Consider the following 12957-nt stretch of genomic DNA (forward strand, 5'->3'; position numbering starts at 1 on the left):
AAATGATGATTAATAATTGTAGCATCGCTGCTTTTTTTAATTAAAATAACGTAAAAACATTCCAAACACTATGACAGACATAGCATTAGCCAATTTTTTATATTTATCACATTACTGAATTAATGTGCCAGATATTGGATGTTATAGCTCATGATCCTATATAGCACTGTTTGTCTATAGCTACAAAAGCCACTCAACTGGCAACCACCCTACTATCGTTAAGATAATATTACGCAAGGCACTTTGTCCAGGCTCCGAGACGCTCATCGATCCAGTATAGGAATCGATCCAGACGAGCCTTCCATTACGCTGCTCTACTCGCCAAGTAAGACCAACTATGCCCTCGTCAAATGCTTTGTGCAGTTTCTGTGCCATCTGTTCACTGTTAATCATTAAACCCATTTCGATATTGAGCGCAGTCGAACGGGGGTCAAAATTGAACGAGCCAATAAAAATGCGCTTTCTATCTACCGCAAAGGTTTTCGCGTGAAGACTGGCTTTTGACGATCTGAACGCTCCTAGATAGTCAGCGGGTGCACCAGACGCAGCTTGGCTACGTAGCTCAAAAAGGGTGACGCCACTTTCAAGCATGGCCTTGCTTTGTTGTTATTTTATTAGCTAGCGAGCTGAAGCTTTTTTACGTTACCCATAAGTGCGCTAAGATTTTTCTCAAGCTTACTTTTTTCTAGCTTCATTCTAACGACAACCTTAATAATCTCATCTGCTATCTCTTTATTGCCTTCAGCCACTGCCTGCTGCAATGCTAGGCCTTCACACATAATAGCAACCCTTAAAGGCTCGATCTTATAAATAATACGGTTGATAGATTTATGCAGATCCGACTGTCTATAGCACTCTTTTACCTTAGATGATTTATATAAGAGACTGTTTTTATCACTTTTTGCGCGGGCTAATGTCTCGATATAATCAGCCGCTATCTTGTCAGCATAATCATCTTGAATACCAATCTCTAAAATATTTTTTACTAATATGATATCGATTTTTTCTAATTCAGTCTCTTTAATGGCACTTTTTAACATTTCAAACAGTCCTTCGTAAATGTTGGGATTAGGGTTGAATTAAGTGGTTATCGCGTATAAAAAGCAAAGCCATCGGCGTCACTATAATTAGCATGTGGATTCGTTGTTTGCGCACTCTTATATTCACACTCGTATAAAAGTTACTTTAACAACCATGACAATCAATTCGTAATTGAGCTCACTCAAGAATATTTATATAATGATACACTTATGTTCATTCTAACCTAAGAGTACAAGTGTACACAATAGACATTCAACCCTTTTGATACAAAGGTTATGAAAAGCGGCTATCAAACCACCATAGATTGATATTTATTTTGAGAATAGTACTGTTTAGGTCTATCAAAATGATGAGGGTAGACAACTCCCTCACTATTAGGAATTGTTTAATGACGCGTGGATTCTTGCTAGACATATCTAAAATAGATTGATGAAATATTTACAAAGCAAAGAATGAGCCACTTTTGCTAAGAAGGGAAAATCACTGGCTCATCGCCATCTTGCCAAGGTTGAAACTTGGTCATGGCTTGTATAAATAATGGGTGCGCTAGCCAGTTTTTTAGCCATATTTGCAGCTTCGGATAAGGCAAACTGTAAAACACGTCGCGATCTACATGAGCAAATTGGCGGACAAATGGCATAATACCGATATCGGCAATGGTCACACTGTCTCCTAGCAAATAAGTATTTTTAGTAAGCAACTCTTCTAAAATCTGTAGAAATGCTTCACCTTTTTGCCGATATTCTGTTTGGGTCATTTCAAGATGACGGTCAGCATATTTATAGCGATCTAGCCAATACTTAAACTCCTGATCGTTTTGCTCAATTAACGTATTACCTTGATGCAAAGTCTTAGGGTTCATCAGCTCTTGTGGATCTTGCTGTTCAAGTGCCCACTCCATTATGTCCCGACTCTCTTCAATCACAACACCATCAGCGAGCTGTAAAACGGGCACGGTGCCTTTTGGGCTAATCGCTAGCATTTTCGCAGGCTTATTTTTTAGCGTTATCTCCCGTAGCTCTACCGGCAACTCGGCAAACAGCAGGCCGAGACGCGCGCGCATGGCATAAGGACAGCGACGAAAAGAGTAAAGACAAGAAAGGGAGTAAGCAGTCATATATTTTTTCACAGTTAAAACGAGATCGGTAGGCTTAGAGTCACTGACATCAAGAGTCATTTAGTTTCGTTACTGATTTCTATTAAGGGTTGGTAAAATTAATACTTCAAAGCATTGAACAAAGCCAGTATCATAGCGGCATTGAAAAACCCTTACCTTATTTATTATAAACAAAAGGAAGATATAGTGTCGCAGGCTCAGACAACTATCACAGAAACACCTAATCTCACAAAAGATCAGAACTCTGTATTAAAGATTCTTACGATCATGGGTTACTTGGAAGGCACGTCCTTTTTATTACTACTTTGCATCGCCATGCCGCTAAAGTACATGATGGGTATTGCAGAAGCGGTCACCTACATAGGGATGGCTCATGGCGGATTGTTCATCGCGTATATTTTAATGCTGTTGATAGCCACCACCAAAATCAAAATGCCGCTTTGGGCGATGCCAGCAGGGGTACTCGGATCCTTTTTACCCCTTGGTCCGTTTATATTCGATCATTTATTAAAAAAGAGCTTGAATAAAAAAGTTTAAAACCCCTTCAAAGTAATGTCAAATGACTTACTGAATATGACGAACATTGGTAATTTTAAGATATAGCGCTATTTAAGCGCTGGACGGTATGTATTAATGACTGATCAGGATTATTCGTCAGTCATTAATTTCCCATAAAAACTATCCACTTACTGCGACTGGCACTTTACGAATCAGCCATAAAAAGTATGCGCCGCCAATGATAGCCGCAATCGTGCCTGCAGGCAGCTCATAAGGGAAAATGACATAACGCCCAATCCAGTCTGCTATTACCATCACCCCTACGCCTAACAAAGCGGCTAATGGCAGTTGGCGCTCAAGCCTTACCGCACCGAGTGACGTCGCCAAATGTGGCACCATTAGACCAATAAAGCTCAATGGCCCAACCGCAAGCGTACTGGCAGTACTTAGCGCCGCCACCAACACCAATAACGCGAGTGTCACTGGTTTCACTGCCACCCCTAAATTACGAGCGACTCCCGTACCCAAACCAAGCACTCTTAAGGGTTTGATAAGCAATAAGCTGAGGGTAAATAAAATGAGAGCAATGCCGATAAGATACCATACGGTACTAGGCTGAGCGCTATAAGTGGTTCCCGATAGCCAGCTAAGCATCGCCTCTAAACGAGGGTCGCCAGACAGCTTGACCATGTGCATCACCCCATCCATCATCGCGGCAATACCGATACCGACCAGCAACAGATAGCCAGAACTTACCTTACGTGCCAGCCAAATAACCAGCAATAACACAGCCATCGCTCCTGATAATCCTGAGATTAATAAAGTACCAGCTCCGGCAGATAGCCCTAAGCTTGGTAGCAGTAAAAATCCTAAGATAACCCCAAGCGCCGCGCCCGAGCTCACACCCAATACTTCTGGACTTGCCATCGGATTGCGGGTGAGTGTTTGCAATAACACACCAGCGATGGCCAACATCAGACCTGTTGCCGCAGCGCTCAAACTGCGCGGTAGCCGATACTGCTGGGTGATCGCCCAATCGGTACTTAGTCCCCAGCCACTGACGTCTTGGACAAAGAGACAGGCAAGTATGATTATCATTACCACGCCAAGAGTCCAGCGCCACCATGCCACAGGTGCATGCTTGCCCGTTAGCATCGGGGTTACTGTTTCTATCCGCTCGCGGCGCTGACGCAAAATCAGCCAAATAATCAGTGGTGCACCAAGAATACCCGTCATCGCCCCTGCTGGAATTTGCATATTTAGTATGGGTTCGAGTAATAAAGCAACATTGCTAGTCAGCCATAAAAGCAACGCCCCTAAGACAAAGGCTGCAAGCAGACGTTTGCTAATAGAAGCGACTCCCAGTGCATTGACCAGACTGGCAGCGCCAAGACCGATAAAACCGATTAGACCAACTTCGCTAACCACCAAAGCGGTAACGACCGCCACAATAAGCACTACCAATGCACGAATACCGTTAATCGGCACGCCCAAGCGCTTGGCTTGTGAGTCATCGAGACTCATCAAGGTTAATGGTTTTAACAAGGGTAGACAGACAACCGCCATCACGACGGCTGTTATCGCTAGCATCGTACTGGTATACCAGCTATTCTGTGCCAAAAATCCCGCCGCCCACGACAGCATACCATTACTACGTTCAGCAAAAAACAACACCAAAACATTGGCAACGGCGGCAAGTAGAATGTTTACCACCAAGCCTGCCAATATTAAAATGAGCGGATTAAAACGACTGGGTGCTGACAATACAAAGACCAGTCCCATACTAATAAGCGCGCCGACAAAGGCCACATAAAGTCCGCCATAAATCGCTAAGCTTGGCAAAAACAAGGTCACAATGAGCATGGCCAATTGTGCACCAACGCCGACGCCCAATGTGGTGTCTGACGCTAATGGGTTTTTGACCAGCTGCTGTAGCAAAATACTGACAACCCCAAGCAGACCACCTGCCAATAGCGCCACTATGCTAGTCGCCACTATATGCAGCTGCGTCGCAAGACTGATAATGTCCAATTGCGAGCTTGGAATAAACAAATCACTGATTGGGCGTGTCCACTCCTGAGCGATTAATGCCCACGTGCTCCATACTGACAATATTACAAGGATAATCATTACTGCCCAGATGCGCCATGTATCCTCAAATACCGAAGGTAGTTTCCTAGGTAATTTTGGTGCTGGATTGGGAGGTTTTTGCATAAGCTTGGAGTGTTGCTCTGATGGTGTTTTCAATGTGGGCGACTGAGACGCTGCAAGTGAAGTCATAGGTTTGACATAATCAGTAGTATTATTGGTATGAGAGTGATGAGTCTGTGCGGCAGTATTAATAGTCATGATGCTGCCCCACCTTTTAATGTCACTGTTGATAAATTATTTGCCAAGCCGACCAGTGACGACATGCCACCATAAATCCATATGGGTGGCAGCTCACCCACGCAGCGCTCGTCGCCATAGCCTAGACGCTGCCAAACCAAACTGTCTTTAATCTCAGCTCGGGTTATCGGACTTAAAGGATCGATGATTAATAGGCAGGTCTCATTATCCAATTGAGCCAAGTCGCCCATTCGAATGGGGACAAACCCCCATTGATTGCCTTTGCCCAATACATCAAGCCCTTTGCCCATCTCTTTTAGCACGGGCTGAAACAAACTATTTTTGACATACATGCGCATGTTATTGGCATCAGCAAACTGTACAACGGCAAATCTCTTTACTTTTGGATAGCGCTGATGCAGACGCTCACTTGCCAGTTTGATATCTGTCTGACTTTTTTTAATATAGCTTTCAGCCAAGGCTGGTTCATCAATTAGCTGTCCCAACTGACGAGTTGGCTCAGTATAATCTGCCCAAGTTGCAGTATCACCTTTGGCGGCGAACATGACCGACTCAGAGGGCACATCTCCATAGAGATTGCGGGCATGCTCATAAAAAAAGTTATCGACGACCAAATCGACAGGCAATTGGGCAACCAATTCCGCATTAGGCTGATAGCGAATGCCCAAATCAATGATTGAGGTTGGCAATTCAGGCGTACCTACCCATCTGTCCCACACCCTCACATCACCCGTCGCTATCGGGGGGTAACCCATAGCGGTCAAGGTTGCCGCATTGCCCCAATCAGGTGAGACTATATTGATGTTAGTGTTATCTACATTGCCCACTTGAGCGTCTTTTTGTGCCGTTATTGGTTGGTGACAGGCAGTCAGCACGGTGGGCAGTGTTAAGCTTGCTATGAGCGGCAAACACTTATATTTACTGATAGTGAGATTTGAGCCAGCTTTTATACAAGGTTTTATGAAAGATTTTATGGCTATTAAAGAGAACAGAGATTTATAAAGAGCAGGAAACATAGCGGCCTATCTTTTGCGCGAATAAGAGAAAATAAGAAATGAAAAAGATGAGGCAAATACTAGGGCATGCCCTCATTTTAAAAATGGTTATAAAAATTTAACCCTTTTTAGCCTACTTATTCATTTTCGTTCAGATTGATGATATGCCTGACTAGGCAACGGCGACTGGCTGCCCCGTTATAGGATGACTAAGCAGCTGCATATCGACGTTAAAAATCTTGTGCAATACTGTCGGTTGCATGGTGCTGCCGATATCACCATTATGGCAAATACGACCGTTTTTTAAGGCGATAACTCGATCGGCATACTGCGCGGCCAAATTAATATCATGCAAAATAATAACCACACTCAAGCCCTGCTCATCCACTAAACGACGTATAAGCTGGATAACTTCAAGCTGATAGTGCATATCAAGCGCGGCTAATGGCTCATCAAGTAATAAATATCTGGTGTCTTGTGCCAGACACATAGCAAGCCAAACGCGAGCGCGCTCGCCACCTGAAAGCGTGGCCGTAATGCGGTCAGCGAACGCCTCTGTTTGGGTGATGCGCATGGCTTCTATTACTTTATCTTTGTCCATTTGGTTGGGCTTTTGCAGCCATTTTTGATGCGGATAACGTCCTAGCATGACCAGCTCACGTACCGAAAACCCAGCGGCTTCTGGTAGTTGCTGTGGCAAATATGCCATTTGTCGCGCCAGCGCTTTGCTACTGTAATCACTGATACGGCGATCATCCAAGCTGATGCTACCGCCATTACTCATCATCTCGCCTGCCAACGCTTTGATTAAAGTCGATTTTCCTGAACCATTATGTCCAACCAAAGCGACCAATTGGTTGCTATCAATCTCACAGCTTACATTGTCTAGTAAGGTATTTCCTTGGCGACTGATGGTCAATTGGTTTGCACGTAACATATCGGTACTCATCATTAATTTAAATCGTTGTGTTTATATTGGAAAGCCAATAAAAACCGATTTTACTCGTAAACGATAATAAAAACAATTATCATTAACTTAAAATACCATTCTTTTTATTCCAGTTCGCTGTTGCTTGCAAGTATCTATACGACCGATTTTCTTTTATTTGTGACACGCAACCCTTAAATACAAGCATAATTCTTTATCATTTTTGAACTCGCACAAACCATTACTCATATCAATCAAGAACACTTCGATGAGTTGAGATAAGCTGATTGGGTTTTTATTCGTTTTTATTTCTTTAATCACCGAAGAGCTGTCGAATACCAACGTCAGTAACGGCTATCTATGCCGAAGCGAAGTCTGTACAAGTATTATTAAAAGACACAAAAAAACGTCTGCTCACTCTCTTGAACAAACGTTTTTAATCCCCTGTACAGCACCTACTACTCAACTTAGCAAGCTGCAAATCTGGTATATCATGCTCCACATCCATCAGCTTGTCTCAAATGATTGCAAGGGTATAAATAAAAACTAGGGCTTGTTGTGTTGTCTTAGAAGACACAAGCCCTAGCGTTTTAATGCAGAATTTAGAGACAAAAGTTTTTCGGGTCACTGACTCTTGAGTCGGCTGATGGTAATCCCCGTAAAACCAAATAATATCGTTAGTAACAGCGATAAATAACAGAAGAACGCATAAGGCAGATAATCAAGCACGGGCACGCCTAATGCTTGGCTGATAAACACGCCGCACACACTCCAAGGCACTAGAGGATTGATGACCGTACCTGCATCTTCAATGGTACGAGACAGATTCTTAGGGTGTAAATTCAAACGCTCAAACGTCGGACGAAAGGCAGTACCAGATAATAAAATACTCAAATACTGCTCGCCAATAAGCACGTTAATACTCAGAGCAGACATGGCAGCGGCAAATATGGCGCGTCCTGATGTGGTTAATGTGTCTTTAATCCCTGATAACAGTGCTGGCAAAATACCCAATGCTGTGAGCAAGCCACCGAGACTGAGTGCCAATATCACAATCGCTTGAGTGAAGAACATACTCTGCACACCGCCGCGCGATAGCATACCACCGACTTCACCCAGCTCTAACGATTCAGCCGGTGCATAGCCTGCAAATAAATAGCCGCCTAATTGTCCAAAGCTCGGCGAGCTGTGCAAATAAGTAATAATCAATGCTGCCACAATGGTACAGATAATCGTATAAATGGCATTGACACGAAAAACCGCCAACCCAACCAGTACCACAAATGGTAATACCGCATAACCATGTACCAAGCCACTTTCAATCAACTGACCTTGCAATATGGTTACTTGACTCAAGTCAGAGCCTGCGGTCTGCCCAGAAAAAAACCAAAAAATAATGACCGTGAGTATCCACGCTGGTACCGTGGTATACATCATATTGCGAATATGCTCAAACAAATCAATACCCACCACCGATGAAGCAATGGTACAGGTGTCTGATAACGGCGACATTTTATCACCGAAAAACGCCCCTGAAACCACAGCACCAGCCGCAATCGCCACGTTGGCATCAAAGGCATTACTCATACCAATAAAAGCCACGCCCAATGTCGCCGCGGTGGTCAAACTACTGCCCAAGGCAATACCAATAATGGAGGTCAATACAAAGGCTGAAATGTAATAATACTCTGGCGATATCAACTGAAAACCAAAATACATCAGCGTTGGAATAGCACCAGACATCATTAAAGCGGCGACCATCAAACCAATAAAGAAGAATAGATAGATCGCACCGATACCGCGCATGACACCTGATGCCATTTGCGCTTGCATATCGTCAAAGGTCAAGCCTTTAAACAGACCAATGCCCAGCAAGACACAAATAGCGAGTATCAATGATAAATGCGGTACCCAGCCAAAACCTATCATGGTAACGCCCATAATAGCGATGACAATGGCAGAAATCATAAATGCCAGTTGAGGTGAAATTTGGGTTAATATTTTTGGAGGCATCACACATCCTTAGCTTGCCAGTCAAATCTGGCGTTAGGGTTGGCTTTGAGTCGGACAAGTTTAATGAGTTGCAATAGCGATTGCTACCCTCATTATTGATCCAGCAGACTATCGGTCTTAGCTGCCATGACAAAATCATTGCGATGCAGACCTTTAATGCTGTGTGACCACCACGTTACGGTGGCTTTACCCCACTCTACCAATATGCCAGGATGATGGCCTTCTGCTTCGGCGATGTCTGCTAATTGGTTGGCAAACTCCATCGCCTTGACGAAGTTTTTGAATTTATATTGACGTTGTAATTGCTTGATGCCATCAACCTCGATCAATGACCAATCTGGAATTTGCGGTAATAGCTCTTGTGCTTCGATGTCGCTGACCGTTGGCGCGCCAATGCGGCAGGCCTCACAGCTGGCTTGTGATAATGTCGTCATTATAATGTCCTTTTATGTTAACTATTCATTTTTTTAATACTGTTATGTTTAATACAGTTACGTCCATGTTGACGCTGTCATTTACGACTACATTATTCAAATGATGCCGTTTTTCTTAACCATGCATTAGGCGTTTTTTACTGCATAACTAGGCTCGAACAATCCTAGCGACATGGCTTGTTTGACCATTCCCATGATATCGCTATTGACGATATCAAATAATGTATCCAAATCATCAATGACATAATAAATCGGCTGGATATGATCGATACGATAAGGGGTACGCAACACATCAAGCAAGTCAAACGCTCGGTGCTCTGGTTGATTTTGCGGTTGATGCTGAGATTCTGCTTGCTGCTCAGAACCAGCATTGAGTGCATAAACCGTCTCAGACGGTGAGCTTAAAATGCCACCGCCATAGATTCGGCGACTGCCTTTATTTTGTCCCACCAAACCAAACTCGATGGTAAACCAATAGAGCCGTGCCAAAAACCACCGTTCTTCTTTAGTGGCATTAAGACCCAACTTGCCATAAGTTTCATTGAACGTCGCAAAGGCAGGATGGGTCAAAAGCGGACAATGTCCAACGATTTCATGAAAAATATCAGGCTCTTCGATATAGTCCATATCATCAAATCGACGGATAAAAGTTGCCACCGGAAAGGATTTATTGGCAAGCAATTTAAAAAACTTACCAAAACTGATTAATGCAGGGACAGCGGCAGTTTGCCAGCCAGTGGTGGCTTGCAATACTGCATCAATATCTTGCAGCTGCGGAATACGCGTAGCGGGCAAATTCAGTTTTTTTAAACCATCTAGATAAGCTGAGCAGGCACGGTTGGGTATTTGCTCGGCTTGACGCTCAAGCAATGCCTGCCACATACCATTTTCATCATCACTATAGTGAATATGACCATGGCTATCTGGCTGATGCGACACGTAAGGTTGTTTTTTAGGCATAGAATCCTGCTTTTTATGAGCAGAATTATCGTGACTGGCAGCATCAGTGCCTAGCGTTTTGCAAGCAACGCTGTTGGCACCGATAGCTTTATTAACAGAATTCGTATGTGGTAGGCGTTCCATGCCTGTATTCCTTTTATTGCCATTGGCACTCTAAATGGCACTCTGAATTTTTGCTATTCGTTTTCAATCATGACTGAACCATAGCTCAGTGATCGCATTGAACACACGGCATTACAGAGCGTAGTGGTTATTAGGGGCAAGACAAACTCCTTTTGCCCTGCCCGTTTATTTTATGGATTTTTCCCTAAATGTAGAGGCGCTTACGGTGTTTCAGTTTCTGGCTGACCAACCGTGCCACGACGGACTTGATCGCGCTCGATGGATTCAAATAGGGCTTTGAAGTTACCTTCGCCAAAGCCATCTTCGTAATCACCTTTACGCTGGATAAACTCGAAGAAAACAGGGCTACCTAAAATAGTTTCAGAGAAAATTTGTAGTAGCAGACGCGGTGTGCCGCCTTCAGTGGTGCCATCTAACAAGATACCGCGCATCTGTAGCTCAGAGACATTTTCGCCATGATTTGGTAGACGCTCACTCAGCATTTCGTAGTAAGTCGCAGTTGGAGCGGTCATGAGCGGGATACCCGCTGCTTTTAATTTATCGATGCTGGCAAACAAATCATCGCTGGCTAAAGCAATATGCTGAATACCTTCACCGTTGAAATGCATCAAGTATTCTTCAATTTGACCGCCGCCCTGCTTTGACTCTTCGTTCAATGGAATACGGATTTTGCCATCAGGCGCTGTCATGGCTTTACTGGTCAAACCCGTATATTCACCTTTGATGTCAAAAAAGCGGATTTCGCGGAAGTTAAAGATGCGCTCATAAAAGTTTGCCCAATAGGCCATACGACCACGGTAGACGTTATGGGTTAAATGGTCGATAACTTTAAAACCATGCCCGACAGGACGACGGTCTACATCAGCAAAAAACTCGAAATCGACGTCATAAATAGACTCACCATCTTTATAACGATCAATAAGATAAATCAGTGAGCCACCGATACCTTTGATAGCAGGCAAGCGCAGCTCCATTACACCAGTGGGCACGTCTACTGGCTGCGCGCCCATTTCGATGGCACGCTCATAAGCTTTTTTGGAATTCTGCACACGAAAGCCCATGCTACAAGCACCAGCACCATGCTCTTCAACGAAATAACTCGCTTCGCTTTTTGGTTCACGATTTAGAATAAGATTGATATCACCTTGACGGTATAGCGCCACATCTTTTGAGCGATGGTTGGCGACATGGGCAAAGCCAAGCTGTTTGAACAATGCGTCGACCGCATCCGGTTGAGGTGAGGCGAATTCAACAAAATCAAACCCATTCAGGTTCATTGGGTTGTCAAATAAATCTGCCATTGTAATCATCCTTAATTTCAATTGGTGGTAAAAATGCAATAAAAAATGTCTTCAATCAATAATTCTTATTGACGATGTATTTATATTAGATTAGGTTTATTTATAAGACTAATTGTTTTTTATGATTTATTTATCAGGTTTACTTATGAATATCAGCATTCGCCAATTAACCGCTTTCATCCAAGTCGCTGACAATGGCAGTTTTACCCGTGCCAGCGATCAGATGCATTTGACCCAATCTGCCGTTAGCGGCTTGATTAAAGAGCTAGAGTCCAGCCTCGGTATTGTGCTGTTCGACCGTACTACCCGCCAGCTGTCGTTGTCGGTAGTAGGACGGCATTTATTGCCGCAAGCACGGCGTATCTTGAATGAGATGCAGCTGTTTGAAAATGAGGCAAGCAGCTTAACGAGCTTGGCGCAAGGTCAAGTACGACTCGCTGTTTCGCAGTTTGCAGCCTCCTCTATGCCAGCGGTCATCGCCCAGTTTTCCAAACAACACCCCGAGATTGGCGTATCGTTATTAGATTGTTCGGCAGAAAACTTACTCAGACATATTCAGGACATTGAAGTAGATTTGGGTGTCGGTACTGAGCTTGGATTTATGGAGGCTGAGGACGACATCAATGCTGATTTGTTATATCAGCTGCCATTTTGTGTGGTGATGCCTGACAACCATGCGCTGGCACAAAAACATGAAATAACGTGGCAGGATTTATTAGACATTCCGCTCATCACGCTGCAAGGCCCTTTCATTGAACAAGTGACAGCCGAATTGGACGACCAGATCGCCAGTCATATTCAACAGGCGCGTTACAAGGTCAATTTTATGTCCACCGCGCTTGAGATGACCCGTCAAGGCTTCGGCATTACCTTATGTTTGCCCTATATGCCCGAAGTCATCGACTGGGTTAGCGCCAATGGTTTACAAATGAGGCCGCTGGCACAACCCGTTAAAATGCGGCAGTTTTTTATCTATCAGCGTGCTTCTCGTGCGTTATCGCCTGCTACCATTGCTTTCAAAGACTTCTTGCAGAGCTATTTTTCCAGTCATTTTAATGACTTACAGCATACTTAAGTATCGCTGATACAGAGATCATCGGTGCTTAAAAAGCCTTGAAACACAATGGTTTCAACCAACTATTTTATTAATTATGCAAGATAATTGAATCTCATATTGAGTTAACCGTCAATTTGCTCT

Annotated in this window: 12 protein-coding genes; 2 read left to right on the plus strand and 10 right to left on the minus strand. The window is 43.7% G+C overall.

Annotation, left to right across the window (positions count from 1 at the left end):
* Positions 1-180 precede the first annotated feature (180 nt).
* The 3 genes from ACP7AE_RS01250 to ACP7AE_RS01260 all read right to left on the minus strand — a co-directional run bounded on the left by ACP7AE_RS01250 (position 181) and on the right by ACP7AE_RS01260 (position 2158).
* Entirely contained in the window at positions 181-591 is a 411-nt protein-coding gene (locus ACP7AE_RS01250; RefSeq protein WP_426241083.1) for a phospholipase D-like domain-containing protein, read from the minus strand.
* A 23-nt stretch (positions 592-614) separates the two neighbouring features.
* A complete protein-coding gene (locus tag ACP7AE_RS01255) occupies positions 615-1040 on the minus strand; it encodes a hypothetical protein (RefSeq protein ID WP_060491009.1) in 426 nt (141 codons plus the stop codon).
* Positions 1041-1507: 467 nt separating this feature from the next.
* Entirely contained in the window at positions 1508-2158 is a 651-nt protein-coding gene (locus ACP7AE_RS01260) for a glutathione S-transferase (protein ID WP_426241084.1), read from the minus strand.
* A 186-nt stretch (positions 2159-2344) separates the two neighbouring features.
* On the opposite strand from ACP7AE_RS01260, the gene ACP7AE_RS01265 reads away from it, so the two are divergent.
* Positions 2345-2695 (plus strand): DUF3817 domain-containing protein, encoded by a 351-nt coding sequence (locus ACP7AE_RS01265; protein ID WP_426241085.1) that lies wholly within the window; start codon positions 2345-2347, stop codon positions 2693-2695.
* Positions 2696-2836: 141 nt separating this feature from the next.
* Here ACP7AE_RS01265 and fhuB read toward each other — a convergent pair whose 3' ends face one another.
* The 7 genes from fhuB to hppD form a co-directional block, all read right to left on the minus strand.
* A complete protein-coding gene (gene fhuB / locus ACP7AE_RS01270) occupies positions 2837-5005 on the minus strand; it encodes a Fe(3+)-hydroxamate ABC transporter permease FhuB (RefSeq protein WP_426241086.1) in 2169 nt (722 codons plus the stop codon).
* A complete protein-coding gene (locus ACP7AE_RS01275; RefSeq protein WP_426241087.1) occupies positions 5002-5913 on the minus strand; it encodes an ABC transporter substrate-binding protein in 912 nt (303 codons plus the stop codon). The genes fhuB and ACP7AE_RS01275 overlap by 4 nt, the downstream gene beginning before the upstream one ends.
* Positions 5914-6172: 259 nt before the next feature.
* Positions 6173-6937 (minus strand): ABC transporter ATP-binding protein, encoded by a 765-nt coding sequence (locus ACP7AE_RS01280; protein WP_404642986.1) that lies wholly within the window; start codon positions 6935-6937, stop codon positions 6173-6175.
* A gap of 615 nt (positions 6938-7552) precedes the next feature.
* Positions 7553-8941 (minus strand): Na+/H+ antiporter NhaC family protein, encoded by a 1389-nt coding sequence (locus ACP7AE_RS01285; protein ID WP_201553765.1) that lies wholly within the window; start codon positions 8939-8941, stop codon positions 7553-7555.
* A 92-nt stretch (positions 8942-9033) separates the two neighbouring features.
* Positions 9034-9375, minus strand: a complete 342-nt coding sequence (locus ACP7AE_RS01290; RefSeq protein ID WP_426241088.1) for a 4a-hydroxytetrahydrobiopterin dehydratase — start codon at positions 9373-9375, stop codon at positions 9034-9036.
* A 126-nt stretch (positions 9376-9501) separates the two neighbouring features.
* A complete protein-coding gene (gene phhA / locus ACP7AE_RS01295) occupies positions 9502-10458 on the minus strand; it encodes a phenylalanine 4-monooxygenase (protein ID WP_426241089.1) in 957 nt (318 codons plus the stop codon).
* Between the two features lie 200 nt (positions 10459-10658).
* The gene (hppD, locus tag ACP7AE_RS01300; protein WP_201539157.1) at positions 10659-11759 is read right to left on the minus strand and encodes a 4-hydroxyphenylpyruvate dioxygenase; all 1101 of its coding nucleotides are present in this window, start codon (positions 11757-11759) and stop codon (positions 10659-10661) included.
* A 145-nt stretch (positions 11760-11904) separates the two neighbouring features.
* Between hppD and ACP7AE_RS01305 the strand changes: the two genes are divergently transcribed.
* A complete protein-coding gene (locus ACP7AE_RS01305; protein WP_198330808.1) occupies positions 11905-12834 on the plus strand; it encodes a LysR family transcriptional regulator in 930 nt (309 codons plus the stop codon).
* Positions 12835-12957 lie beyond the last annotated feature (123 nt).

The organism is Psychrobacter sp. TWP2-1-2, assembly GCF_049896785.1.
Lineage (GTDB): Bacteria > Pseudomonadota > Gammaproteobacteria > Pseudomonadales > Moraxellaceae > Psychrobacter.